Consider the following 24,551-nt stretch of genomic DNA (forward strand, 5'->3'; position numbering starts at 1 on the left):
GTCAACACCAGGCAACAACGGCGCTATCCGACCCCACGCCGCATCCGTCAGCTCACCACGACCCACCACAAGATCAATTATCAGACAGGACCTAGCCAGGCACCCCCAGCCCGCCCCTCACGCACCGTAGTAGGCACCCCTCGGCCCCACCCGCGCTCCGGCTCAACCGCGGGCCGTCCCGTCGAGAGCAGGCCGGGCGAACCCTTCGCCGAGCCGGTGCGGCGGTGCGGTGGGGGGTCCGCTCAGGCGGGCCGCCTAGCGACGGCGCAGGCGGTCCAGGAGTCCCCGCCCGGTCCGGCGGCCCGGCGCTCGGGTCAGCGCCGCCGGACCCGGTGGCCGGTCGGTGGCCGCGAACGTCGAGGCGAGTCCCGTCGCCCGGTCGGGCCGTGGGGCGGGACGATCCTCGCGGGCCTCGTCGAGCGCCAGGGACAGGCTCATCCGGTGCCAGAGGATCTCGTCCGGGTCGTCCGCCAGGAGCATCCGGTCCATGATCTCGAGGGCGGCCGCGGACTCCGTGCGCCCGGACGGCGGCTCCGGACGCAGCCGGTCCAGATACGCGCGCTCGTACGGGTCGTCGACGACCTCGGCCAGCTGGACCGGGTCGAGGAGCGAGGCGATCGCCGCCGCCCGCACCCACGGGTCCTCGGTCGCCCTCAGCAGCAGGCCCAGCCGCCTGGCACGCCAGTTGCGGGGCCGGCAGTCCTCCCCCGCCTCGATCAGGTCCCGGACGTTCTGCGGCAGTCTGCCCGTCAGCAGTGACGGGTGCGCCAGGGCGAACTCGCATAGCTCTCCGGCGAGGTAGAGCCACACCACCGCCCGGTAGCGGTTCAGATAGAACCTCACGGGGCTGAAGTGCCCTGTCCTGGCCAGCTTGGTGAAGCGGTCCGGCGTCACCGACAGCAGCTCGGCGGCCTCTGTGGTGCCGACCGCGCGCACCCGCTCGCGCAGGCCGCCCGGAAAGTCCGGCGCGGCGCGCAGCCGGTCGATCTCCCTCCGGTCCACTCGGAGCCGTCCTCCTGGTGTGCCGGTGGCGCCCCGTGTCCCGGATCCGCCGGCTCCGCCCGGCACGCCGGGCGAGGAGCCCGGCACCGTGCGGACCAGCCCCATCTGCACGGCGAGCCGGAACTCCTCGCGCCTCAGTTCCAGTTCCTGTGCGGCCCGCCCCAGCGCCAGCGTGCGGGCGCCTTCTTCCGTCGTCATGACGATCTCCCCCGTGAGTGACGAATACTCTCGGTGACGACCGTAGCCCGCGGAGAGCCTGCCCGCCGCGGCCTGTGGATAACTCGGTCCCAAGCCACGCCTTCAGCGGTCCGGCGCCCGCGGTGGCCGCGTCAGAGTTCGGCGAGGCCCGCCCTGCCCGGTTGCCGCGCCGCCACACCGAGGTGCTCGCCGACCCGGTTCACCAGCAGCGTCATCTCGTAGGCGACCAGGCCGACATCGGCCTCGGCGGCGCTCAGCACGCACAGGCAGCTGCCTTCCCCCGCCGCCGTCACGAAGAGCAGTGCGTCGTCGAACTCCACCATCGTCTGCCGCGCCCTGCCGGCCTTGAAATGACGGCCCGAGCCCCTGGCCAGGCTGTGCAGGCCGGAGGAGACCGCGGCCAGGTGCTCCGCGTCCTCCCGCTTCAGGCCGCTGCTCGCTCCCGTCACCAGCCCGTCGTTCGACAGGACCAGCGCGTGCCGTATGTACCCGACCCGCTTGGTCAAGTCGTCCAGGAGCCAGTCCAGTCCCTTGTCCAGCGCCATCTTCGGTCCTCCCCCTGTGTGTCGCGTCCCCGTCGACCCGTAGTCCCCGTGGTCCGCGTGTCGCGTGCAAGCCTTACGCACTGTCGTGGACAGAGCAAGCACCCCGGGAGGCCGTGCGTGGTGCCGATCCGGTTCGTGCCGGACGGGCGGCCGGGACCGGAGCCCGGCCCGCTTCCGGGACCGTCGGGCTCACCCGACCGAGTCCAGGAGGCGGGCGGTGTGCATCCTTCCCGCGTACTCCACCAGCCGGATCAGCACCTCCTTCCCGGAGTCGCGGTCCCGCGCGTCGCACAGCACCACCGGCGTGCCGCGGTCCAGGTCCAGCGCCCGCGAGACCTCGTGGGCTCCGTGGTTCCGGGCGCCCGCGAAGCAGTTGACCGCGACGACGAAGGGGATCTTGCGGTGCTCGAAGTAGTCCACGGCGGGGAAACAGTCCTCCAGGCGTCGCGTGTCGGCGAGTACGACGGCCCCGAGGGCGCCCTGGGACAGTTCGTCCCAGAGGAACCAGAACCGGTCCTGCCCCGGTGTTCCGAAGAGGTACAGGGACAGCCCGGCGTGGATCGTGATGCGGCCGAAGTCCATGGCCACGGTCGTGGTGGTCTTCTGGTCGACGCCGTCCGTGTCGTCCACCGACTCCCCGGCGCGGCTGAGCCGTTCCTCCGTACGCAGCGGGCGGATCTCGCTGACCGCCCCCACCAGCGTGGTCTTGCCGACCCCGAATCCGCCGGCGACCAGGATCTTCAACGCGAGCGCCGTGGTGTCGACGCCGCCGTCCCCACCGGTGCTCTCAGAGCGCTCGTAGGCCATCGATGACTTCCCTCAGGATCCGTTCGTCGGGGAGCTGTGCGGGCGGTACGGGCCTGCTGACCTTGACGAAGCCCGCTTCGAGGAGGTCGCCGAGGAGGACTCGGACCACTCCGACGGGCAGGTCGGCGTCGGCGGCGAGTTCCGCCACCGACTGGGTCTCGGCCCGGCACAGGGAGAGCAGGGCCCGGTGTTCGGGTCCGAGGAGCGACTCCTCGGACCGGTCGGGCGGATCGTCGTCGACGACGACGAGGGCGATGAGGTCGAACCGGACGTTGCCGGGGCCGGGTTTGGTCCGGCCGCCCGTCATCGCGTACGGCCGGACGAGCGGCCCGGCGTCGGCGTCGTACCACTGACCGCCCGGCACGACCGCACCGTTGTCGAAACCGCCGCCGCCACCGATGCCGAGACCGGTGCCGAGACCGGTGCCGGTGCTGTCCTCGTTCATCCGTGTCTCCGGTCAGCCTGCGGCCGGCGGTGTCGCGGTGAGCCGCGGCGGTGTGCGCAGATGCTCACCGACCCGTTTCACCAGGCGGGCCATCTCGTACGCGATGAGGCCGATGTCGGCGCTCACCGAGCTGAGGACGGCGAGGCACGAACCGTCTCCGGCGGCGGCGACGAACAGGAAGCCGTCGTCCATCTCCACCATCGTCTGGCGCACGCCGCCAGTGTGGAACTGCCGGCCCGCGCCCTTCGCGAGGCTGTGGAACCCGGAGGCGATGGCCGCGAGGTGCTCCGCGTCCTCGCGGCTGAGGCCGCTGGAGGAGCCCACGGCGAGCCCGTCGTTGGAGAGCACGACCGCGTGCCGCACGTCGCGGACCCGGACGACGAGGTCGTCGAGGAGCCAGTCGAGTTCGCCGGACCGGTGGTGGGAAATCCTCTCGTGGTCGATCATTGCTGGTCTCCTTCACTGCCGAAGCCGGTTCCGAGTGGGCGTCTGGTGCCCGGGGCCGGGCCGCCGCCCCGCGTCCAGCCGTCGCGGTAGGCGGTCATACGGTCCCTGACCTGTTCGGGGGTGCGTTCCTGTGCGCCCTGGACGGCCGGGGCGGGCGTCGGTTCGGCGGGAGGCGCCTCGCGCAGTTGCGGTACGAGGCTGGCCTGGCGCACCCTGCGGGGCAGATCGCCGGAGTCGTCCGCCGGACCGGCCTGGGGCGGAGGAGGGGCCTGAGGGGACGCCTGCGCGGCCACGGACGGGGAGGTGGGTGCGGGCGGTGTGGAAGGACCGCCGAGCCGCCTCAGAGGCGTGACGCCCGCCGGGGGCGTGTCCAGCGGCGTGACGCCCGCCGGGGGCGTGTTCAGCTGCGTGGCGCCCGCCGGGGGCGTGTTCAGCTGCGTGGCGCCCGCAGACCGCGTACGCGGGGGGCCGGTTTCCCGTGACTCCGTCCGCTCGGCGAAGGCGGGCGGGCGCGGCGGTCCGGGCAGCGGTGCGGACGGTACGGGGGTGACGGCGGCGGGCGGCCTCGGGGCCGGCGCCTTCGCGTTCGGGCCGCGGGCTGCCGTGTGCTGCTCGTGGCCCGCCGGGAGGGCCCTCTGCAGGAGGTCGGTCGGCAGCAGGACGACCGCCGTCGTTCCGCCGTACGGCGAGGTCCGCAGGCGCACCTTGATGTCGTGCCGGGCGGAGAGCCGGCTGACCACGAACAGGCCGAGCCGGTCGCTGTCGAAGAGGTCCAGGTCCTCGGACCGCTCGATCCGGCTGTTGGCCTCGGCGAGGGACTCCTTGCCCATGCCGAGGCCCCGGTCCTCGATCTCCAGGGCGTAGCCGTTGCCGACCGGTTCGCCGCTGATCCGCACCTTGGTGTGGGGCGGGGAGAACTGGGCGGCGTTCTCGATGAGTTCGGCGAGGAGGTGGGTGAGGTCGGCCACGGCACCGCCGACGACGGCCGTCTCGGGGAACCGGCGCACCTCCACGCGCGCGTAGTCCTCGATCTCCGAGACGGCGGCCCGGACGACGTCGGTCAGCGGTACCGGCATCCGCCAGGCGCGGCCGGGGGCGGCGCCGGAGAGGATGATCAGGCTCTCGGCGTGGCGTCGCATCCGAGTGGTGAGGTGGTCGAGCCGGAAGAGGTCGCCGAGTTCGTTCGGGTCGTCGACCCGGCGCTCCATGCTGTCGAGCAGGTTGAGCTGACGGTGGACCAGGATCTGGCTGCGGCGGGCGAGGTTGACGAAGACGCCGGAGATGCCGTCGGCGAGTTCGGCGCGTTCGACGGCGGCGGAGAGTGCGGCGCGGTGAACGGTGGTGAGGGCCTCGCCGACCTGGCCGATCTCGTCCTGGGGGGCCGGGCCGGGCGGGGCCTCGGCCTGGACGTCCATCTCCTCCCCGGCGCGTAGTCGGCGCATTGCGGCGGGGAGTCGACGCCGGGCGATCTCGAGAGCCGTGTTGCGCAGGCTGATCAGTTCGATGACCAGGGCGCGTCCGATGCGTACGGAGATGACGAGGGAGGCGGCGACGGCGCCGAGGCCGAACAGGACGGCGGCGCCGCCCGCCGTCAGCACGCCGCCGTCGAACGGGTCGGCGCGGTGGGCGGCGGCGCGCCGGGCGTCGGTGTCGATGGCGGCGAGCCCACGGCGGACGACGGCCACGGCGTCGTCCCAGGTCGCGGCGGGGGCGGCCTGGGCGGCCTTGCGTCCGGGGTCGGCGGCGCGGACCCGGTCCTCGGCCGCGATGAGTTGCTGGTGGCCTCGCTCGGCGGCGAGGCGCTGCCAGGCCGCTCGCTCGGGACCGCGCAGGTCGCCGGTGGCGGACTCGATGAGGGTGCGGCGGGTGTCGACGGCGCCGGTGAACCGCCGCAGCCCTTCCGCGCTGAGCTGTCCGCCGAGGTGTGCGGAGCTGAGCAGGGCGTCCTCGCGGGCGAGCATCTCGCCCGCGAGGCCGAGTTCCAGGAGCACGCGCGCGTCGGATCCGGCGCGGGCGTCCTGGATGCCGCTCAGGGCGCCGCCGACGGCGAAGGCGGCGGAGATGGCCGCGGTGTACTGCTCGTACACCTTTTCCGCGTCGGCGCGACCTGCGGCCGCGGCGGTGCGCAGGGGGCCGAGGCTCTCGGCCTTGGTGACGAACTGCCCGACCCGGTCGGCGACTTCGCGGGGAAGGTCGCCGGTGTCGCCGACGGTGTGCCGGCGGTCGAGGCGGAGCCGGGAGACGGCGGCGTCGGTGCGCCGCCCCTGCTGTCGCAGTTCGGTGGCGCGTCCGGTGCCGGGCGAGGCGATCTGGCGGACGGCCGCGCGGCGTTCGGCCTGGAGCGCGGTGACCGCGGCGGCGACGGGTACACGGATCTCGGTGTCGACCCTTTGGAGCTGGCGCAGCCGGGCGATGTCCTGGGCGGTGGTCACGGTGGCGAATCCCCACAGGCCCAGCAGCGACACGACGGGCAGCATCAGGAGCGAGACGATCTTCGCGCGCACGGTGCGGGGGCGCAGGGCCCGGCGCCCGGGCGGTGCGGGACGCACGGACGGCGCCGGTGACACGGGCGGCCCGGACGGTCCGGTCCGGGCGCGAGGGGCGCGCTCCGGCGGCTCTTCGGCGGGTGGCCCGGCATGCGCGCGCCGCCCGCGCGCCCCCGCCGGGCGCGGCCTGGCCGTCGCGTCGATGCCCTGGGTCCTGCGGGGAGTTCGCATGGCCTCCTCGTTCCGGCTGCGTCTTCCTGGTGCGGTGTGCGGTGACTGAGCGCGCTTCCCGGGAAGCCTCTAGGGGATGTCCAGGGGGCGGCCCACCCGCCGGGCGTACGAGGGTGGGGGCGGCGCGCTGTCCGGGGTCGGGCGTTCGTGGGGGGAGCCCGGGTGCGGCACGTCCACGGTGTGCTCGTCCGGTTCGGTGAGGCGTTCGGCCGAGGCGTAAGCGGCGCGCTCCCCGGCCGTCGGGGAGAGGGCCACGAAGGCCGAGGTGAGGAAGAGGTAGGAGCCGAGGCCCACCGCGAGGGGGAAGATGAACTGCATGGCCGAGGCTCCGGGAAGAGCCTCCTCCGAGGGGGCGACGTCGACCTCGACGGCGAACATCCCGGTGTAGTGCATGCTGCTGACCGCCGCGCCCATGACGAGGGAGGCGACCGCGACCGCGGCCGGCGCGTGGATGTGGAGCGCGGCCCACAGCGCGGCCGTCGCCGCGACGACGGCGATGGCGACGGAGAGCGCGACGAGCAGGGGGTCGTACCGCACCTGCCCGTGCAGCCGGAGGGCGGCCATGCCCATGTAGTGCATGCTCGCGACGCCGACTCCGGTGGTGAGCCCGCCGATGAGCAGCGAGCGGATCCGGTCGCGGCCGTGGCCGACGGCGAAGACACCGACGCCGACGACGGCCATGGCGATCAGCAGGCTGAGAACGGTCAGCGGCACGTCGTAGCGGATGTCGGTCCCGGTCACGCCGAAGCCGAGCATCGCGACGAAGTGCATCGTCCAGATTCCGGTGCCGATCGCGGACGCGGCGGTGAGCAGCCAGTTGCGTCGCGACCGGCCGGTGGCGTCGAGCGCCCGTACGGTGCAGCGCAGGCCGAGGGCGGCGCCGATGCAGGCCATCGCGTACGACAGCACGGGGGTCAGCCAGCCGAAGGTGGCGTGGTCCAGGTGTCCCATGGCTGGGGGACGCTAGTCCGCACAAGGGGGCGCACCGGGGGCGCATTTCGAAACCCGATGGAATATGACGCAGAGATGTTCCGGAACGATCGTGCCGCGCTCGAACGTGTGCACAGTGCGTTCACCCCTGAGAGGGACCGCGCATGGGGAATCATGGACTCATGAGCGACGACCCCACCCGCGTCCAGGAGTTCTTCGGCACCCGCGCCGCCGACTGGGACGCGCGCTTCCCCGATGACGGTCCCGCCTATGCAGCCGCCGTCGCCGATCTCGGCCTGCGCCCCGGTGACACCGTGCTCGACGCGGGCTGCGGCACCGGTCGGGCGCTGCCTCCGCTGCGCGCGGCGGTCGGCCCCGCGGGCACGGTCCTCGGGGCGGATCTGACCCCCGAGATGCTCGCCGAGGCGGTACGGGCCGGGCGCGACGCCGTCGCGGCGCTGCTGCTCACGGACGTCGCCCGGCTCCCACTGCGCGACGGCGCCCTCGACGCGGTCTTCGGGGCCGGGCTCATCTCCCATCTGCCGGACCCGGCGGAGAACCTGCGGGAGCTGGCCCGCGTCGTCCGCCCCGGCGGCCGACTCGCCCTTTTCCACCCCATCGGCCGCGCCGCTCTCGCCGCCCGCCACGGACGGCGGGTCACCGAGCAGGATCTGCGCGCCGAGCCCAACCTCCGTCCGCTTCTCGCCCGCTCCGGCTGGCGGCTGACCGACTACGTGGACAGGGACGACCGCTATCTGGCGCTCGCCGTTCGAGCGGACTGAGCGGCCGACCACGGGCGGGCGGCGCGGTGCTCGGGGCGACGGCGCCGGCCTTCGCTCCCACGTGGTCGGCTCGGCGGCCGCCGCCGAGCCGACCACGCGCCCTTCTGTCCCGGCGCGTCCGTGACTACGGTGGATGCACCGGGCAGCCCCTGTCCGGGAAAGGTGGCACACGGTGTCCCGGATACAGGCGATGGCGCGCAGACTCCTCCCGACCGCTCGGCGGGCAGCGGAGAAACCGCCCGAGCCACGCCATATGCGGCGTGAGCGCAACCTCTTCGAGGCGGCGGCGGTCTACGTGGTCGGCTCCATCGAGGACGACCCGGAACAGGTCGACGAGGCCGTCTCCTCGGTCGCGCCGGAGGCGCTCATGTTCGGTCTCAACGAACTCGCCTGCCGCGCCGTGATCGCGCTCGCCCGCGAGCGCGACGAGTCGCCGCGGACCGTGGCCCGGTCGCTGCTCGGGCTGCCGGAGGCATGAGCCGTACGCGAGCCATCGCACCACTCTCCCGGCCGGAGACTCTCGACGCGCGGGTTACCCACTGGTTAAGGTGCGCCGACGACCAGATGGGGAGGCTGCCGTGGGCGGAACGGACCCTGCCGCCGACAACACCGTCGACGGCATCGACGACGACGCGCTGTACGTACTGACGGCGGTGCTGCTCACGCCCGCGCGCTTCCCGAGCGTGCTCGGCGACGACTACCCGGCGGCGTGCGCGGCGCTGGGACTGGAGCCGTACGCCGAGGGGTACGGGCTCGTGCTCGGGCAGGACGGCACGGGCGCCCGGTGGACCGTGGTGGTCGACGACGTGTCGCTCGTCGCCGTCGCGATCGCCTCCTGGGACTGCGGGATGGAGTACGACCTCTCCCCCGGCGAGCGCTCGGTCGTGGCCGCGCTGCCGGGCTGGCCGCTGGCCGTGGCCACCGCGGCCCCCGGCCTCCCGGACCCGCACGATCCCGAGCCCGAGGAGGGCGACCCCACCCCCCTGACACCGCCGTCCGCCGATGTCTGGGGCCCGGCCCAACGCCGGCTCGGCGCGGACGAGGTGGCGCTGCAGTGGGCGGCCTGGCGGGCCCAGCTGGACCAGGACGAGGACGAGTCCACGCATGCCGACGCGGGCACGGACGCGGACATGGACGCGGCCGGTGACGCGCCCCGCGGCGAAGCATCCGGAGTCGCCCGCGACGGCTCCGCGCCCGACCCCTACGACGGTGTCCGGCGGGCGCTCGCCGAGCTGCGCGGCTATCTGGAGGAGGCCCCGCCGGTGGGCCGGGTACGGTCGAGCTTCGCCCCCGGCGGCGCGCGGATGCTCCGCGCCGACGGACCCGGCTGGTCGCTGGTGGCCCGGACCGACGACATGGCCTTCGTGCTGCTCGACGACGAGCCCGCCGAGGTCCTGCCCGTCACCCGTGGCCCCCGGCTGCCGGCGCTCCTGGAGGCGCTGGACGCGATGGCGGTGCGCCCCTCCTGACGCCCGGGCGGGGAAACCACATGGGTCTCCGGCCCGAGGTGTGGCCGGCAACCATGGCCCGGCCCACCGGCCCGCAGCACGATGTGGCGGCGCACCCCGTTCCCGTCGTCCACCGGAGGCCGTCCATGCGCCTTATCCGAGGCGTCCCGCTGCTCGCCGCGCTCCTGGCGGGGCTGACCGTCGTCGGCCCCGCCGCGCCCGCCGGGGCCGACACCGGCTCGCCGGCTCCCTGCGCGCGCCAGGACCGGCTCCGCGTGCCCGGCGCGGCCCACCAGGAGACCGCCTGCCTGCCCGATCTCACGACGGCGGGCCTGGCGGGCACGCGGTACACCGACATGGCCGACCAGGCCGGTCTCTCGGCGAAGGGCACCCGTAACCCCTCCGGCGTTCCCGGAATCCAGATCGACGGCTACTTCCCCGACGACTCCCGTCTCAACGCCACCCATGGCTGGTCCCACGACGCCCAGTTCGTCATCCGGCTGCCGGCGCACTGGAACGGCGGCCTGGTGGTGACCGGTGCCCCCGGAACCCGCCGCCAGTACTCCACCGACGCGCTCATCTCGGATCACGTCCTGGCTCAGGGCTTCGCCTACGCCGCCACCGACAAGGGCAACACCGGGCCGGACTTCTTCACCGACGGGCGGGAGCCGGGTGAGGCGGTCGCGGAGTGGAACCGGCGGGTGACCGAGCTGACGAGGGCGGCCAAGCAGGCCGTACGGCAGCGGTACGGCCGGGCGCCCCACCGCACGTACATGACGGGCATCTCCAACGCCGGCTATCTGACCCGCTGGCAGTTGGAGAACCGGCCGGAGCTGTACGACGGAGGGGTCGACTGGGAGGGGGTGCTCTGGACCACCCGGGGGCCCCATCTCCTCACCAGCCTGCCGGTGACCGTGGCCCGGTCCCTGGGCCGGGCGTCGGACGACGATCTGATCGACGCCGGCTTCGCGCCCGGCTCGCGGTTCCTGTGGCCGTACCACGAGAAGGCGTACTGGGGGCTCACCCAGAAGATCTTCCGGGCCGAGTTCGACCCTTCGTACGACCCTCGCTGCCCGGGTGCCACCGCCGGGACGACGGTCGAGCGGATCCTCGCGCCGTGCGCGTCCGACGCCTCGTACGACTACGCCTCACGTCCCGGATCGGTCCACCGGGCCGTCGCGAAGGTCGCGCTGACGGGCCGGATCGGCAAGCCGCTGATCACCCTGCACGGCGATCTCGACACGCTGCTGCCGATCGCGACCGACTCGGACGTCTACGCCCGGATGATCAACGGCCGGGGCCGGGGCGGGCTGCACCGGTACTACACGGTCCAGGACGGCACTCACACCGACGGTCTGTACGACACCTATCCGGACCGGCTGCGGCCCCTGCTGCCCTGCTACCGCTCGGCGTTCGCGGCGCTGACACGGTGGGTGGAGGAGGGCGCGGCACCGCCCTCGGACCGGACGATCGCCCGGCCCGCGAGCGGTGACGTGGTCAACTCCTGCGCGCTGACGGAGAGCGGCCGGCCGCGCTGAGTCTCAGACCTGCTCCAGGGGGCGGTGGGGCTCGGCCGGCAGCTCGACGCCGATCGTGTCGCCGGGCCGCACCACCCCACCGGTCAGGACGATGCTCATGATCCCCGCCTTGCGGACGAGCTGTCCGTTCTCGTCGCGGCCGAGCACCTGCTTCAGCAGCCCGTGCCGGTAGTGGTCGATCTGCGCGCACGGGTTGCGCAGGCCCGTGACCTCCACGACGGCCTCCGGGCCGAGGTGCAGACGGGTCCCGGTCGGCAGGCCGAGGAGGTCGATCCCCCGGGTCGTGATGTTCTCGCCGAGGGCGCCCGGGGGAACGTCGAATCCGGAGCCCGCGACCTCGTCGAAGAGCTCGGCGTGGATCAGGTGGACCTGACGGAGGTTCGGCACGGTCGGGTCCTTGGCCATCCGGGAGCGGTGCTTGACCGTCACGCCGGCGTGGACGTCGCCCTCCACGCCGAGTCCGGCGAGCAGGGTGATGCTCTCGCGGTTCGGCTTGGTGAACGCGTACACGCCGTTGCTGCTGACCGTCGTGACTGTCCCGCTCATGGTGTGGAGTTCCCCTCTCCCGACTGATGATCACCTCGACCCTATGTCACCCCGCTCAGGGCCCGAGGGCGCTCAGCGGCGGAGTTCCTTGCGGGAGATCCGCCGCAGCCGGCGCCGCTGGCTCGGGTCGAGCGCCAGGTAGGCCACGGCGGGCACGCCGAGGATCACGAGGAGCGACATCCAGAACCCGATGAGGGGCATCAGGAGGAGGCCGACGGCCACTCCCCCGAGCACTGCCTTGGTCCGTGTCGTCATGGTCCGACGCCTCCTTCTCGGGCCCGCCGCGCGGAGCGATCAGGCCGCCGTACGGAGCGGCTCGCCGACCTCGTGCAGATGGCCGAGCGCCTGCCGGTAGGACTCGACGAATCCCGTCTCCGTGTAGGGAATACCCAGTGTGCGGCAGTGCGCACGCACGGCGGGCTGGGCGAGCCGCAGATGCGGCCTCGGCATGCTGGGAAAGAGGTGGTGTTCGATCTGGTAGTTGAGTCCGCCGAGGAACCAGTCGGTCAGGGCTCCTCCCCGGATGTTGCGAGAGGTGAGCACCTGGCGGCGCAGGTGGCCCCAGCCGGCGCCGTCCGGGTGGGCGTCGGGCATCTCCATGCCCTTGTGGTTGGGGGCGAAGGCCATGCCCAGGTGGAGCCCGAGGAGCATCTGGTGGATCAAGGCGAAGAGCAGCGCCTGTCCGAGGGTGAGGGTGGAGAGCAGGAGCGCCGTGTAGCCGGCGACATGGGCGACGAGCAGGGCCCCCTCGACGAGCCGCTCCCGCCGGCTCCGGAACGGACCTTCCTTGGAGAGGAGGCTCTGGAATCCGTACACCTTGAGGGCGATGCCCTCCAGGGTCGTCAGCGGGAAGAACAGCCAGGCCTGGTGGCGGGTGAGCCAGCCGCGCAGTCCGCTGCGGCCCTCGGCCTGATGCCGGGCGAAGACGAGGATGTCGGCGGCGACGTCCGGGTCCTTGTCGAGGTGGTTGGGGTTGGCGTGGTGACGGTTGTGCTTGTCGTTCCACCATTCCTGGCTCATACCGAGCAGGAGGTTGGCGTGGACGAGCTGGATGATCCGGCCGAGACGGCGGTCGCCGGTGATCTGCGCGTGGCCCGCGTCGTGTCCGACGAAGGCGATCCGGGCGGAGAGCAGGGCGAGCGGGACCGCGAGGAGCAGCGCCCACCAGGAGGGGCCGAGCAGGACCAGGCCCGCGACGACGGCGGTGAGCCCGAGGAGGTTGACGGCGATGCCGCGCGCGTACCAGCCTGCCCGGCGCTCGAGCAGCCCTTGTTCCTTGACGGTGCGCAGCAGCGGTGTGAACTCGCTGCCGCCTCCTCCTCGTCCGGTGGTGGTGCTCCGATCGGGCGCCGCGAGCGTGGCGGTGGCCTGGGGCATGGCGGTCTCCGGTGTCCGTGGGCGGGGTTCGGCGCCTGCCGCGCCGGCTCCCTCGAACGTACGGAACGGTGATCGTCCCCAGCCATGGCGTCACCCCCCGGAATCCCGGGGGGCTGACCCGGGGGCGGGGGTGGGGCTGCCTCCACCCTCCCGGTGGCCGCCCGCGCCGAGGACGGCCCAAGGGTGAGACAGGTCACGGAGGTTCTCCGCACGGCGGGGCCGCCTGTTCGGGTACCCTCGGCCGCTCGCCCCCCGCTAGTCAAATTTGAGGAATGCGTTGTCGCTGCCGCAGAGCCCAGATGAACTCGCCCGCCGCTCCGCCCTCTTCCTGCCCTCCGACCCTCCTCGCTACGGCCGAATCGCCTTCTGGCAACCGGACGCGGCGGCACCCGCGACCGACCGGCGGACGCCGGTGGACGGCGCCGCGACCACGCCCGGTGCGGACGGCGGTCCGTCGGCGGTGGTCGTCGAGGGGACGGCCGTGGCCGGCGAGCTGACGATGGTGGCGGACGACCTCCGTCCGCACACCGTGCCCGCGTTGTTCCTGCCCGTACGGGACGCCCTGCCGATCCTCGCTCGTGCCCGGTTCGCCGACGAGGCCCCGGCCGCGACGGCGTTCTGGGGCGCCGCCGCCCTCTTCGCCCTGCAGCTCGTGGCCCGGGGGCTGCTGCTGCCGGGCCTCACCGGGACCGACCGGGACGCATGGCGGGTGGGCCCGCTCGGCCCGGAGGAACTGACCGCGCTGCGGACCCTCGCCGCCTCCATGCCACCGGCCGCCCATGCCGTACCGCTGCCGGGACCGGCGGCCGACGGCGAGCCCCTCCTTCCCGAACCGGAGGGCCTGCTGCGGGCGTTCCTCGACGCGGTGGCGGACGGGCTGCCGCGCACCCCGGCCGCACCGATCGCTGCGGGCGGGCCCGCCTTCGCCGCCGAGGAGGAGCGGGAGCTGCCTGGCCTCCGGGCGTGGGCGGCGGACGTGGCGGCCGGTCACGACGCCGGCGTACGCCTCTCGCTGCGCGTCGAACTGCCCGGGCTCACCGAGCTGGAGGCTCCCGCCTTCCGTGGGGTCCTGCAGATCCACAGCGCCGCCGACCCGACGCTGGTCGCGGACGCGGCCGACGTCTGGGCGGGATCGGGGCCGACCGGAGCGGCGTTCGGGCCCCGGGCACGGATGGACGCCCTGCTCGCGTTGCGCCGTGCCGCCCGGGCGTGGGCGCCGCTGACCCCGCTGCTCTCGGCGGCCGTCCCGGACGCGGTGGAGCTGGCCGACGAGGAGATCACCGAGCTTCTCGGTCCGGCGGCGAAGGCGCTCCAGGCGACGGGCGTCCAGGTTCATTGGCCACGCGAACTGGCACAGCGCCTCACGGCGCAGGCGGTGATCGGCCCGCAGGACGGGCCGCCGGGGGCGGACGGCGCTCCGCCCCGCCTCACCGGTCTCGCCACGGACGGGAACCCCGACGACGACGGAACCGGCCCCTCCCGCTCCTCCGCACCGCCCTCCTTCCTCTCCGCCGACGCCCTGCTCGCCTTCAACTGGCGTTTCGCCGTGGGCGACCAGGAACTCACCCGCGCCGAACTGGACCGACTGGCCGAGGCGGGCCGCCCCGTGGTCCGGCTGCGGGACCAGTGGGTGCTGATCGACCCGGCCGAGGTGCGCCGCGCCCGAGCCTCCGCGGACCGCAAGCTCACCCCGGTCGACGCGCTCGGCGCCGTACTCACCGGCACCACCGAGGTCGACGGCCGCCACGTCGAGGTCCAGGCGACCGGATGGCTGGAACAGCTGCGCGCCCGCCTCGCCGACCCCGAGGGCGGCCCGCAGGAGGTCGCCCAGCCCGCCGCACTCGCCGCGACGCTCCGCGACTACCAGCTGCGCGGCCTCAACTGGCTGCACCGCATGACCTCGCTGGGGCTCGGCGGCTGCCTCGCCGACGACATGGGCCTGGGCAAGACCATCACCCTCATCGCACTCCATCTGCACCGGCAGACCGAGCCGTCGGCCGCCGGCCCGACGCTCGTCGTCTGCCCGACGTCCCTGATGGGCAACTGGCAGCGCGAGATCGAGAAGTTCGCGCCGGGCACGCCCGTGCGCCGCTTCCACGGCTCCACGCGCAGCCTGGAGGACCTGGCCGAGAACGCGTTCGTCCTCACCACGTACGGCACCATGCGGCTCGACACCGAGAAGCTCGCCGGCCGCTCCTGGGGCATGGTCGTCGCGGACGAGGCACAGCACGTCAAGAACCCGTACTCGGCCACGGCGCGGCAGCTGCGCACCATCGGGGCGAAGGCGCGCGTGGCGCTGTCCGGCACCCCGGTCGAGAACAACCTCTCCGAGCTGTGGGCCATCCTCGACTGGACGACGCCCGGCCTCCTCGGCCGGCTCGGCACCTTCCGCTCCCGGTACGCCTCGGCTGTCGAGGGCGGCGAGGACCCGGCCGCGGCCGAACGGCTCGCCGCCCTGGTCCGCCCGTTCCTGCTGCGGCGCCGCAAGTCGGACCCGGGCATCGCGCCCGAGCTGCCGCCGAAGACGGAGACCGACCGTGCCGTCTCCCTGACGACGGAACAGGCGGGCCTCTACGAGGCGGTGGTGCGAGAAACCCTCGCGGCGATCGCCGAGGCGGACGGCATGGAGCGCCGCGGCCTCGTGGTGAAGCTGCTGACCGGGCTCAAACAGATCTGCAACCATCCCGCCCAGTATCTGAAGGAGGAGCGTCCCCGGATCGACGGCCGTTCGGGGAAGCTGGAGCTCCTGGACGAGCTGCTCGACACGATCCTCGCCGAGGACGCGAGCGTGCTGGTCTTCACGCAGTACGTACAGATGGCGCGGTTGCTCGAACAGCATCTCGCGGCTCGGGGCGTGCGGACACAGTTCCTGCACGGTGGCACACCGGTCGCCGAGCGCGAGGCGATGGTCGCCCGCTTCCAGGCCGGTGAGGTGCCGGTCTTCCTCCTCTCGCTGAAGGCGGCGGGCACCGGGCTGAATCTGACCCGGGCCGGTCATGTCGTGCACTACGACCGCTGGTGGAACCCGGCCGTGGAGGCACAGGCCACCGACCGCGCGTACCGCATCGGGCAGACCCAGCCGGTGCAGGTCCACCGGCTCATCGCCGAGGGCACGGTGGAGGACCGCATCGCCGACATGCTCGTGCGCAAGCGGGCGCTGGCCGACGCCGTGCTCGGCTCGGGAGAGGCGGCGCTGACCGAACTGACGGATGCCGAGCTGGCGAACCTGGTCGAGCTGCGAGGAGACGGACGATGAGCGGATACGAGACCGGCGGCGAGGAGCGGACGTTCACGGCGCTGCCGCCCGCTCCGGGCGGCGGTGCCTTCGCCCGGACCTGGTGGGGCCGGGCGTGGCTGAAGGCCCTGGAGGACACGGCTCTCGACAACGAGCAGCTGAAGCGGGGGCGGCGGCACGCGCGCCAGGGCGCGGTGGGCGCGGTGTCGGTGCGGCCCGGCCGGATCACGGCCGTCGTCAAGGACCGTGACGGCACCTCGTACCGCAGCGACGTGCTCCTGCAGGAGCTGTCGGAGGACGAGTGGGACCAGCTGCTGGACCTGGCGGTGGACAGCGCCGGCCATATCGCGGCGCTGCTCGACCGCGAGATGCCGCCGCACCTGGTGGAGGACGCGGCGGCCGCGGGGCTCGAACTGCTGCCGGGCATCGGCGATCTCGATCCCGAGTGCAGCTGCGAGGCGTGGGACCACTGCCCGCACACGGCGGCACTCTGCTACCAGGTGGCGCGGCTGCTCGACGAGGATCCGTTCGTCCTGCTGTTGATGCGGGGCCGTGGGGAACGGGCGGTCCTCGGGGAGCTTCAGGAGCGGAGCGCGTCCCGGGCCGCGCCTCCCGACTCGGCGCCGCGGGAGGCCGCGGTCGAAGGAGTGCCGGCGCGGGAGGCGTTCGCGGCGCGGGACATCCTGCCGCCGCTGCCCGCTCCGCCCGCGCTTCCCACGGCGCCGGGCGAGCCGCCGTCCCTGGACACGGAGACGGCCCCGGAGCCGGGCCTCGACCCGGCGGCGCTGGAGTTCCTGGCTGCGGACACGGCCGACCGGGCGCACCGGATGCTGGCGGAGGCTCTCGCGCACGGCCCCGGATCCGGCACGGAACGAGCCGCACGCGAGCACGACCTGACGGAGAGTCAAGACGCGGTTCGGCTGGCCGCCGGGTCCCCGGCGGCGCGGATCGTGGAACGGCTCGCTTCCGGATCGGGGCGCCGGCGCGCGGAGCTGGACCTGGCCACGCGCGCGTGGCGGTTCGGGGGCGCGGCCGCCCTGTCCGTACTGGAGGAGGAGTCGACGCCGCGGCCCGAGCTCCTGGCACGGGCCACGGCACGGCTCGCGGAGGCCTGGGAGGACGGTGAGCGGCCCGTGCTGCGCGCGGCGGGTGCGGGGCGCTGGACGGTGGTCGGCGCGGAGGCGCAGTTGCGGCTCGGCGAGGACGGTCGCTGGTGGCCCTATCGCAAGGAGCGCGGCCAGTGGGCGCCCGCGGGCCCGGCGGACCAGGACCCGGCGGCGGCGCTCGCGGCCCTGTCGGCGGGCGAGGACTGAGCGCCGCCCGCGCAGGGCGGTCCGAACGGGGCGGGACGAGGGACGGGCGGCGGGTCGGGGCAGCGGGTCAGAGGAGCGGGGCGGTGAGCTTGCGCCCCGCCTCCGTACCGCGACCGGTGGCCGTGGCGAGACTGCAGGCCACCGTGTCGGAGCCGAGGAGGTAGCTGGTGCGGTACGGGTACTGGACGAAGGTGGTCCAGCGGGTGCCGCGCGGCTGTTCCGCCGCCTTGCGGCGCAGCGGCCCCCGGCACAGGCGCGCGGCCGCGTCCCGGACGTCCTGGTCGGTGAGGTGGTCGCCGGTCAGCCGCAGCACGGTGACGAGCTGGGCGTCGTGGGGCCGGTCGCAGGCGCGCCGGACGACCGTGCCGGGCGCGGACCGGTCGATGTCGAAGCACTCCCCCGCCCGGAGCCGGTGGTAGGGAAGGGCGGAGGGCAGCGGTGCCGGGCGGCGCGGGTCTCGCGCGGACCGCGACGAGGTGGGAGTCGGCGAGGGCCGACGGGTCGCTATCCCGCCCTGGGGCGCGGGGTGTTGGCCGGCCGCCCGCGTGGTCCAGGTGCCGGAGCCGGTCCGGCCGGACGCCGGCCCGGCTTCGAGCGGCGGCGCCTCCCCGCCCTCGTCACCGCTCCCGGCCAGCGCGGCCGCCACGAGGGCGGCCGCGAGGAGGAGCAGGACCGGCACGAGGAGGTGCCGCGGGAGCGACGAGGGGTCGCCGGAGAGCGGGGCCATGGTGACCAGGGTCACCTCTGAACGGCCGGTCCGGCCACCTCGCGGGCGACTTGCGGCTTGTCTCGTACAGAACCGTGACAATCGCTTTCCGCGGACGGGCCGTTGGGGACCCGGCGTGGGTCAGAGACCCAGCCGGCGCTCGGCCGCCTCGACCGTCTGAGCGAGGAGCACGGCGATCGTCATCGGCCCGACGCCGCCCGGGACCGGTGTGATGAGCGAGGCCCGCTCCGCCGCCGAGGCGAAGTCGACGTCGCCGACGTTGCCCGGGTTGTAGCCGGCGTCGATGACGACGGCGCCGGGCTTGATGTCCTCGCCCTTGATGAAGTTCGGCTTGCCGACCGCCGCGACCAGGATGTCCGCCTCGCGGATGACGGAGGACAGCTCGGTCGTCCGCGAGTGGCAGTACGTGACGGTGGCGTCGCGGCCGAGCAGCAGCAGGCCGGCGGGCTTGCCGAGGATCGCGGAGCGGCCGACGACCACGGCCCGCCTGCCGCTGAGTCCGACCTCGTAGGCGTCGAGCAGGCGCATGATTCCGCCGGGGGTGCACGAGACGAAACCGGGCAGTCCGAAGCCCATCGCGGCGAACGAGGCCATGGTGACGCCGTCGACGTCCTTCTCGGGGGTGATCGCCTCGAAGGCGGCGCGCTCGTCGATGTGCGGGCCGACGGGGTGCTGGAGCAGGATGCCGTGGACGTCGGGGTCCTCGGAGAGCGCGGTGATCGCGGCGACGAGCTCGGCGGTCGTGGTGGAGGCCGGCAACTCGACGTGGCGGGAGCGGATTCCGGCCTTCGCACAGCGGTTCCGCTTCATCTTCACGTACGTGACGGAGGCCGGGTCCGCGCCGACGAGCACGGTGGCGAGACAGGGCGTGACCCCGGTGCGGCGGGTGATCTCGGCGGCGCGGGCGGCGGTCTCCTCGACCGTGCGGCGGGCGAGCGCGGTGCCGTCCATGAGGGTGGCGGGGCCGCGGGAGGCGAGGCTGGTGGGGGCGCTGACGGACATGGGCCGCTCCTGGGCGTCGTCGATGACAGGTGATCGCCCAGGCGCACGGCAGCGTCGGAGCCGCGCGGGATGCGCGGTGCCCACGGGACCGCTCCCCGGTGGTGATCCACCTCAAGCGCCAGTCACGGCCCGGGGCCAGTCTACGGGAGGGCCCGGAGCGGCATCCGGGGCGGGCGCGTGGGGAGGCGTCGCCGACGCCCGCCGGTCGGGCCGGTCAAGGGCGTCGTCCGGTCGCGCCCATGCGTCGTGAGGGTCGGTCGGTCGCGTCAGTCAAGCGCGTTCAGCCGGGTGTGGGCGACCCGCAGCTTCGACTGGCCGTGCGGCAGCCGTTCCCAGTCGTCCATGACGTGGGCGACGAGCCCGTGCTTCTCCGCGAGCGCCACCAGCGTCTGCGTGCGGTAGTAGAAGTCCTCGCCGAGCACCTGGTGTTCGTTCGTCTCGGTGCGGTCGTACGTGAAGTCGAAGAAGCCGCCGGGAGCGAGCACCCGCCCCACGTGCGCCAGGCATTCGTCGATGACCTCCAGCGGCGAGTGGGAGAAGACGCTGTGCGCGTGGATCACCGTGAACCAGGAGTCGGGCAGGAAGTCCAGCGTCAGGTCGTCGACGGGGGTCAGGTGCGGCAGCTTCTCCTGGAGCCCGTAACGGACGACGGTCTTCTTGGCCTCGATGAGGATGTCGGGCGAGATGTCGATGCCGTAGTAGTGGCCCGGTTCGAGGTGTTCGATGAACCGCCATCCCGCGCGCAGATTGCCGCAGCCGATCTCCAGCATCCGGTCCTGCGGCTTCAGGCCGTGCCCGACGAGATAGTCGTACTGCATCTGTCCGATGGCCAGCCAGCGCTCGCGCGACGGCACGCCGCCGACGGCCGCTTCGGGGCTTCTCGCGGTGTCGGACGCCATCACCGCCCGGTAGTACGCCACATGGCTCCCCCGGTGGCGCAGGCGCAGCCAGGTGTCTCGGCTCGCCCGGCGCAGGTAGGGGACGACACGCCGGGGATGCCGCAGCGCGTAGCGCACTTTGTGCCCCAGTCGGGAGCGGTTCGTGGCCAGGCGTGAGGCGTGTGGGTTGCTCATGACGGTCTCCATGATCCGACGGCCCCCTGTCGCGGATGGTAGCCCGCGGGCCGCCGCACGGCGCTTCGAACCTCCCTCCGCCGCTCGTCCCGTCCGGTCCGTTGGGCCGACTGCCTCGTCGTGTGGTGGCGCCGTCCGGCCGGCCGCAGCATGGGGAAACGGGCCGGGGGCCGTGACGTGACGTCACACGGGCACTGTTGAGCGAGGCCAGGCATGCGAGATTCCGGGTTGATGTCCGGCTCCCCGGGCGGCTTGCCGTCCGGGAAGAGGAACGAGGCGGGAGACGGCGGGACGCGCCGCGGTGCCCAGGGCGCCCGGGCACGTGCCCACCGGATGGCGGGGCCGGCCGCGGTCGCCGCGGCCTTCACCGTGGCTCAGCTGGTTCTCGCGGTGCCCGGCGTGGGGCTGGGGTGGGACGAGACGGTGTACGTCAGCCAGGTCAGCGACCAGGCGCCCGCCGCGTTCTTCAGCGCTCCCCGCGCCCGGGGCATCACCTTCCTCGTCGCGCCCGTCACGGCGGTGACCGCCTCCACGGTGGCGCTCCGCGTCTACCTTGCTCTTCTCTCCGGTGGCGGCCTGTTCGTGGCGCTGTGGGCATGGCGACGGCTGCTGCCCCCCGCCGTGCTCGCGGTCGCCGGGGCGTTGTTCTGCAGCCTGTGGATCACGGTGTTCTACGGGCCGCAGGTGATGCCGAACCTGTGGGTGGCCCTGGCGGCGCTCGCCGCCGTCGGCTGCTTCCTGCGCGCCCTGCGGTTTCCGGGCGACAGATGGGCACTGCCGGGGCTGGGGGCCGGAGTGGCGTTCGCCGCGCTCATGCGCCCGACCGACGCGGTGTGGCTGGTCCTGCCGCTCACCGGGGCGGCCCTGCTCATGGTGCGGCGACAGCGGCGCGCCGGTCGGCGCGCCTGGCCGCTGTGGGCCGTACCGGCCGCCGGCGCGGCGCTCGGCTGCGCCGTGTGGGTCGTCGAGGCGTACACGCGGTACGGAGGTCTGGGGGCGAGGCTGCGGCGCGCGAGTGAGATCCAGGGCCATCTGGGCTGGCATGTGGCCGTCGACGACCACCTGCGCGCCCTGGGGGGCCGTACGCTCTGCCGGCCCTGCGACGTTCCGTGGGCGTACCCGGTCGCCTCCGTCTGGTTGCTGGCGCTGCCGCTGCTCGTCGCGGCCGGCGTCCTGGCCGCCTGGCGTACACGGCATCGCAGGGAGATCGTCGTGGCCACAGCGGTGGGCTCGTCCCTGGCGGTGCCCTATCTGTTCACCGTCGACTACGCCGCTCCGCGCTTCCTTCTGCCGGCGTACGCCCTCCTGGTCCTGCCCGTGGCGCTGGCCATTGTCCGCGCCTGCCGCTCCGGGACCCGGTGGCGCCCGTCCGTCGTCGTCCTCGTCGCGGTGGCCGTCACCGCCCACCTCGCCGTCCAGTACCGCCTGCTCGACGGAGTCGTCAACCGGGTGCGGCTCGACACGATCGCCTTCGCCGACGTCGCGAGGGAGCTGCGCGTCGAGGGAGTGCGGCCGCCCTGCGTGGTCACCGGTGAAGAGGCCATCCGTGTGGCTTTCCGCACGGGCTGCGCCTCCCGCCAGCCCTCCGGCCACGACGCCAGCATCACGCCCGGCGCCCTCGCCTCCACCGCCCTCCGCCGGCCGGTCGTCGTCCTGCTCTCGGGCGATCGGCGACCACCGTCGTACGCCCGACACTGGCGCGTACTCCGTCTGCCGGAGCTTCGCGCCCGGACCGGCTACCGGGCCTACCTCTCCCCCACGGCGATCCGGGAGGGCCCGTCGTCACAGCGGCGGAGCAACGGGTCTCAGGAACGGTACGGGGCCGCCCCCGTCACGCGGCTCGGAGAAACCGAACCGCGCACCAGGTGACGGATCGCGGCCCCGGCCGAGATTCGACGGACAGGACCTACGGAACCCAGTGGTTGCCGGATGCCGTGATCATGACCTGCAGCTGGATGCTCGCCGCGAAGTAGCTGCCGGTCTGGATCGGCGTGGCGAGCATCTTGTTCCAGAGGGCGTCGAGCCACGCCTGGCTCGCCGGGTCGGTCATCGCCGCGAGGGTGAAGGGGGCGAAGAACGCCGGGCTGCTGTACGTCTGGATCTGCGTGCCGTCCAGCCCGTAGCCGACGACGATCTTGTTCGGGTCTCCGCCGGTCTTGGTCTTGATCCAGGTGTTGAGCTTGCGCGCGGCGGCGAGGGACTTGGTGTCTCCGCTGGTCACCGCGTCGTCGGCGATGCGCCACGGGGTGCGGCAGGCGTTCCACCAGTACGTGCCGTCGTTCGGGTCCTCGAGGACCTGGCCCGGGGCGGGCTTGGGCGTGGTGTTGGTGTTGACGACGAAGTCGGGCAGCAGGCCGGTGTTCGGCGCGTACGTCGACTGGAGATTCGCGATCTGGTTCTGATGGGCGGTACGGACCGTGTCCCAGGTCGCGTCGCCGGTCGCGGTGCGGAAGGCGCGGAAGTGGTCGATCATCCAGTCGGAGGTGCGGGTGATGTAGTAGTACTGATCACCGGAGCTGCTCCAGTCGCCCAGCTTCAGCAGGTTGGTGGTCGGGTTGAGCTCGTCCTTCTTGATCGCGTTGATGTGCTTGATCGCGAGGTCTTTGTAGTTGTACGTACCCGAGCTGCCCCACTGCTTGTCGGCGAGCAGCAGCCCGTAGGCCACGTCCATGTCGCCGTCCGTCGCGCCGTCCCCGCCGTTGACGCTCTTGCAGTTCACGTCCTGCTCGGCCGCGAGCAGGTTCGGGTTGATGGCGGAGGGGTGGTCGATCTTCCACTTGACGAGACCGTCGAAGATCTTCTTCGCGTCGGGGTCGGCGCCGGCCATGGTGGCGGCTATCACCATGCCGTAGCCCTGGGCCTCGGCGACGTACGGGTGATCGGCGTCCGGGGAGATGACCTGGTACCAGCCGTTGCCACAGTTCTGCCGGACGAAGGCGGACTTCCAGCTGTTGTAGTAGTCGACGACCTTCTGGTCGAGCGCGGCCTGGGTGCCCGACGGCTTGAGCGTTCCCGCCGCGTACGGCTTGAGATGGCTGCCGAACGGGACCGCCGGGCCGGTCCCGGCGGAGACCGGGGAGCCGTAGACCTCGAACTCCCAGAGGGAGTAGCCGTAGGGGGTGCCGCGCTGCGTGCCGTACATACGGACGTACCGCCCGGTGCCCGTCACCGACAGATCGTCGGTCGCGCCGTCTCCCGCGGTCGTGCTGTAGACGTCCGTCCAGGTCGAGCCGTCCGCCGAGGTCTGGATCCTGTACGTCTTGCCGTACGCGACCTCCCAGTTGAGCTTGACCCGGGAGATGCGGTGACTGGAGCCGAGGTCGATGCGCATCCACTGCGGATCGACGCCTTCGGCGCTCGCCCAGCGGGTGCCGGTGTTCGCGTCGACGGCCAGGCGGGGTTCGAAGCCGGTCGCCTCGATGGACGACGCCGTCGTCGGCTTGGCGGCCGAGACGAGCGTGTCGGCGGCCACAGCCGTCTGAGGCACCGTCAGGGGCGCGGACAACAGGCCGGCCGCGACGAGCAGGCCGATACTTCTTCGTCGCATGTCAACTCCTCTGTTTCTTCCTGTGCATGGGGACGGAGGGGACGGTCGGGGAGATCACGCGCGCCTGGGGCGGCAGGCGGACGGTTCTCGTGGCGGCGTATTCTCCAGGGGCATGACATGCCGGTCCTCGTGATCGCGGATGAGCGTGAGGCAGACGCGCCCAATGGTTAGGAAAACTTCCTAACCATTGCGGGAGCCTAAGGACGCGCCCACGCGGTCCGCAAGCCCCTTGAGGAAAAGGGCGCTTGAGGACCAGCCACACCTTCCGGTCTCCGACGCGCAGGCGATGACGGGAACCGGACACCCGGCGGGCCGGGCGAAGGGGAAAGATCGAGGCATTGAGGCGCCCCTCACGGCTGTACCACCGCACCGAGGCGTGCCCACGCCACACCGCCGGCGTCGGCTTCCGCTTCATCGCGGCGCCGCCCGGTCGGCGACCCGCCTGTGCGACCGCTACCCCTTCGAGGAGGGCGCGAAGGCGGTCGGGGGGCGAGGGGCGCGGAACCGGCGGGCACCGAGCGCGGCGCGAGGGCACCGCGACGCTGATCTGGAGAGACGGCACGGCCCCCTCCGCTTCCTCGGCAGACCCTCAGCCACCTTCCGACTCAGGGTCCACACGCTCCTGAAAGAGTGTCAGCAAACTCTAGTAAGCGTTTGCACTCCCTTCCCGCGCCGGTCCGCGCGGGCACCCCGCGGGTTCGTCACCCGACCCGCCCGGCGAGGGGACCGCATGAACGCGCGTAGAACGACCGAAAGGCGTTCTTGCCGCGAGGGCCATCCGGATCAGAGGATTCCCCTCGTCGAGATTGACAGGTCCATGCCGGAGCACCCTCCGTTCCGGGCCTGTCGGCCGCGCCTCAAAGGCCCGCCCA

The 24,551-nt window shown here is 73.2% G+C and carries 21 protein-coding genes; 7 read left to right on the forward strand and 14 right to left on the reverse strand.

Annotated features, from left to right (window positions below):
* Window positions 1–255: 255 nt before the first annotated feature.
* From ABZY12_RS23525 to ABZY12_RS23555, 7 genes are all read right to left on the reverse strand, one after another.
* Window positions 256–1,200 (reverse strand): DUF6397 family protein, encoded by a 945-nt coding sequence (locus ABZY12_RS23525; RefSeq protein ID WP_356893403.1) that lies wholly within the window; start codon window positions 1,198–1,200, stop codon window positions 256–258.
* Between the two features lie 131 nt (window positions 1,201–1,331).
* Window positions 1,332–1,745 carry a roadblock/LC7 domain-containing protein gene (locus ABZY12_RS23530; protein ID WP_356893405.1) on the reverse strand — a complete coding sequence of 138 codons (414 nt, stop codon included), beginning with the start codon at window positions 1,743–1,745 and terminating at the stop codon, window positions 1,332–1,334.
* Window positions 1,746–1,934: 189 nt separating this feature from the next.
* Window positions 1,935–2,552, reverse strand: coding sequence for an ATP/GTP-binding protein (locus tag ABZY12_RS23535; protein ID WP_356893407.1), 618 nt, complete (start codon window positions 2,550–2,552; stop codon window positions 1,935–1,937).
* Window positions 2,533–2,859 carry a DUF742 domain-containing protein gene (locus ABZY12_RS23540; RefSeq protein ID WP_356893539.1) on the reverse strand — a complete coding sequence of 109 codons (327 nt, stop codon included), beginning with the start codon at window positions 2,857–2,859 and terminating at the stop codon, window positions 2,533–2,535. Before ABZY12_RS23540 ends, ABZY12_RS23535 begins: the two co-directional genes overlap by 20 nt.
* A gap of 150 nt (window positions 2,860–3,009) precedes the next feature.
* Entirely contained in the window at window positions 3,010–3,444 is a 435-nt protein-coding gene (locus ABZY12_RS23545) for a roadblock/LC7 domain-containing protein (RefSeq protein WP_356893409.1), read from the reverse strand.
* Window positions 3,441–6,161 (reverse strand): nitrate- and nitrite sensing domain-containing protein, encoded by a 2,721-nt coding sequence (locus ABZY12_RS23550; RefSeq protein WP_356893411.1) that lies wholly within the window; start codon window positions 6,159–6,161, stop codon window positions 3,441–3,443. Before ABZY12_RS23550 ends, ABZY12_RS23545 begins: the two co-directional genes overlap by 4 nt.
* 69 nt (window positions 6,162–6,230) lie before the next feature.
* Window positions 6,231–7,112 (reverse strand): MHYT domain-containing protein, encoded by an 882-nt coding sequence (locus tag ABZY12_RS23555; protein ID WP_356893413.1) that lies wholly within the window; start codon window positions 7,110–7,112, stop codon window positions 6,231–6,233.
* Between the two features lie 161 nt (window positions 7,113–7,273).
* Between ABZY12_RS23555 and ABZY12_RS23560 the strand changes: the two genes are divergently transcribed.
* The 4 genes from ABZY12_RS23560 to ABZY12_RS23575 all read left to right on the forward strand — a co-directional run bounded on the left by ABZY12_RS23560 (window position 7,274) and on the right by ABZY12_RS23575 (window position 10,859).
* On the forward strand, window positions 7,274–7,873 hold the full coding sequence (locus tag ABZY12_RS23560) for a methyltransferase domain-containing protein (RefSeq protein WP_356893415.1): 600 nt from the start codon (window positions 7,274–7,276) through the stop codon (window positions 7,871–7,873).
* 172 nt (window positions 7,874–8,045) lie between these two features.
* Complete coding sequence (locus ABZY12_RS23565) at window positions 8,046–8,351, forward strand: hypothetical protein (protein ID WP_356893417.1); 306 nt, start codon at window positions 8,046–8,048, stop codon at window positions 8,349–8,351.
* Between the two features lie 100 nt (window positions 8,352–8,451).
* Entirely contained in the window at window positions 8,452–9,342 is an 891-nt protein-coding gene (locus ABZY12_RS23570) for a hypothetical protein (protein WP_356893419.1), read from the forward strand.
* Window positions 9,343–9,467: 125 nt separating this feature from the next.
* Window positions 9,468–10,859, forward strand: coding sequence for a tannase/feruloyl esterase family alpha/beta hydrolase (locus ABZY12_RS23575; protein ID WP_356893421.1), 1,392 nt, complete (start codon window positions 9,468–9,470; stop codon window positions 10,857–10,859).
* A gap of 3 nt (window positions 10,860–10,862) precedes the next feature.
* Here the strand turns inward: ABZY12_RS23575 and ABZY12_RS23580 are convergent, their stop codons facing one another.
* The 3 genes from ABZY12_RS23580 to ABZY12_RS23590 form a co-directional block, all read right to left on the reverse strand.
* Window positions 10,863–11,405, reverse strand: coding sequence for an MOSC domain-containing protein (locus ABZY12_RS23580; RefSeq protein ID WP_356893423.1), 543 nt, complete (start codon window positions 11,403–11,405; stop codon window positions 10,863–10,865).
* Window positions 11,406–11,477: 72 nt separating this feature from the next.
* Entirely contained in the window at window positions 11,478–11,660 is a 183-nt protein-coding gene (locus tag ABZY12_RS23585) for a hypothetical protein (RefSeq protein WP_356893425.1), read from the reverse strand.
* A gap of 39 nt (window positions 11,661–11,699) precedes the next feature.
* Window positions 11,700–12,782 (reverse strand): acyl-CoA desaturase, encoded by a 1,083-nt coding sequence (locus tag ABZY12_RS23590; protein WP_356893427.1) that lies wholly within the window; start codon window positions 12,780–12,782, stop codon window positions 11,700–11,702.
* A 277-nt stretch (window positions 12,783–13,059) separates the two neighbouring features.
* On the opposite strand from ABZY12_RS23590, the gene ABZY12_RS23595 reads away from it, so the two are divergent.
* Window positions 13,060–16,038, forward strand: coding sequence for a DEAD/DEAH box helicase (locus ABZY12_RS23595; protein WP_356893429.1), 2,979 nt, complete (start codon window positions 13,060–13,062; stop codon window positions 16,036–16,038).
* Window positions 16,035–17,330, forward strand: a complete 1,296-nt coding sequence (locus ABZY12_RS23600) for an SWF or SNF family helicase (protein WP_356893431.1) — start codon at window positions 16,035–16,037, stop codon at window positions 17,328–17,330. The genes ABZY12_RS23595 and ABZY12_RS23600 overlap by 4 nt, the downstream gene beginning before the upstream one ends.
* 67 nt (window positions 17,331–17,397) lie before the next feature.
* Here the strand turns inward: ABZY12_RS23600 and ABZY12_RS23605 are convergent, their stop codons facing one another.
* The 3 genes from ABZY12_RS23605 to ABZY12_RS23615 form a co-directional block, all read right to left on the reverse strand.
* The gene (locus ABZY12_RS23605) at window positions 17,398–18,057 is read right to left on the reverse strand and encodes a hypothetical protein (protein WP_356893433.1); all 660 of its coding nucleotides are present in this window, start codon (window positions 18,055–18,057) and stop codon (window positions 17,398–17,400) included.
* A gap of 120 nt (window positions 18,058–18,177) precedes the next feature.
* On the reverse strand, window positions 18,178–19,059 hold the full coding sequence (locus tag ABZY12_RS23610; protein WP_356893435.1) for a bifunctional 5,10-methylenetetrahydrofolate dehydrogenase/5,10-methenyltetrahydrofolate cyclohydrolase: 882 nt from the start codon (window positions 19,057–19,059) through the stop codon (window positions 18,178–18,180).
* Window positions 19,060–19,325: 266 nt separating this feature from the next.
* Window positions 19,326–20,132: a class I SAM-dependent methyltransferase gene (locus ABZY12_RS23615; protein ID WP_356893437.1), complete on the reverse strand. Its 807-nt coding sequence runs from the start codon at window positions 20,130–20,132 to the stop codon at window positions 19,326–19,328.
* Between the two features lie 231 nt (window positions 20,133–20,363).
* Between ABZY12_RS23615 and ABZY12_RS23620 the strand changes: the two genes are divergently transcribed.
* Window positions 20,364–22,001: a hypothetical protein gene (locus ABZY12_RS23620; RefSeq protein WP_356893439.1), complete on the forward strand. Its 1,638-nt coding sequence runs from the start codon at window positions 20,364–20,366 to the stop codon at window positions 21,999–22,001.
* A 37-nt stretch (window positions 22,002–22,038) separates the two neighbouring features.
* On the opposite strand, the gene ABZY12_RS23625 is transcribed toward ABZY12_RS23620, so the two are convergent.
* The gene (locus tag ABZY12_RS23625) at window positions 22,039–23,679 is read right to left on the reverse strand and encodes a glycosyl hydrolase family 8 (RefSeq protein WP_356893441.1); all 1,641 of its coding nucleotides are present in this window, start codon (window positions 23,677–23,679) and stop codon (window positions 22,039–22,041) included.
* Between the last annotated feature and the right edge of the window lie 872 nt (window positions 23,680–24,551).

Source organism: Streptomyces sp. NPDC006551, assembly GCF_040611675.1.
In the GTDB taxonomy this organism is placed as follows: Bacteria; Actinomycetota; Actinomycetes; order Streptomycetales; family Streptomycetaceae; genus Streptomyces.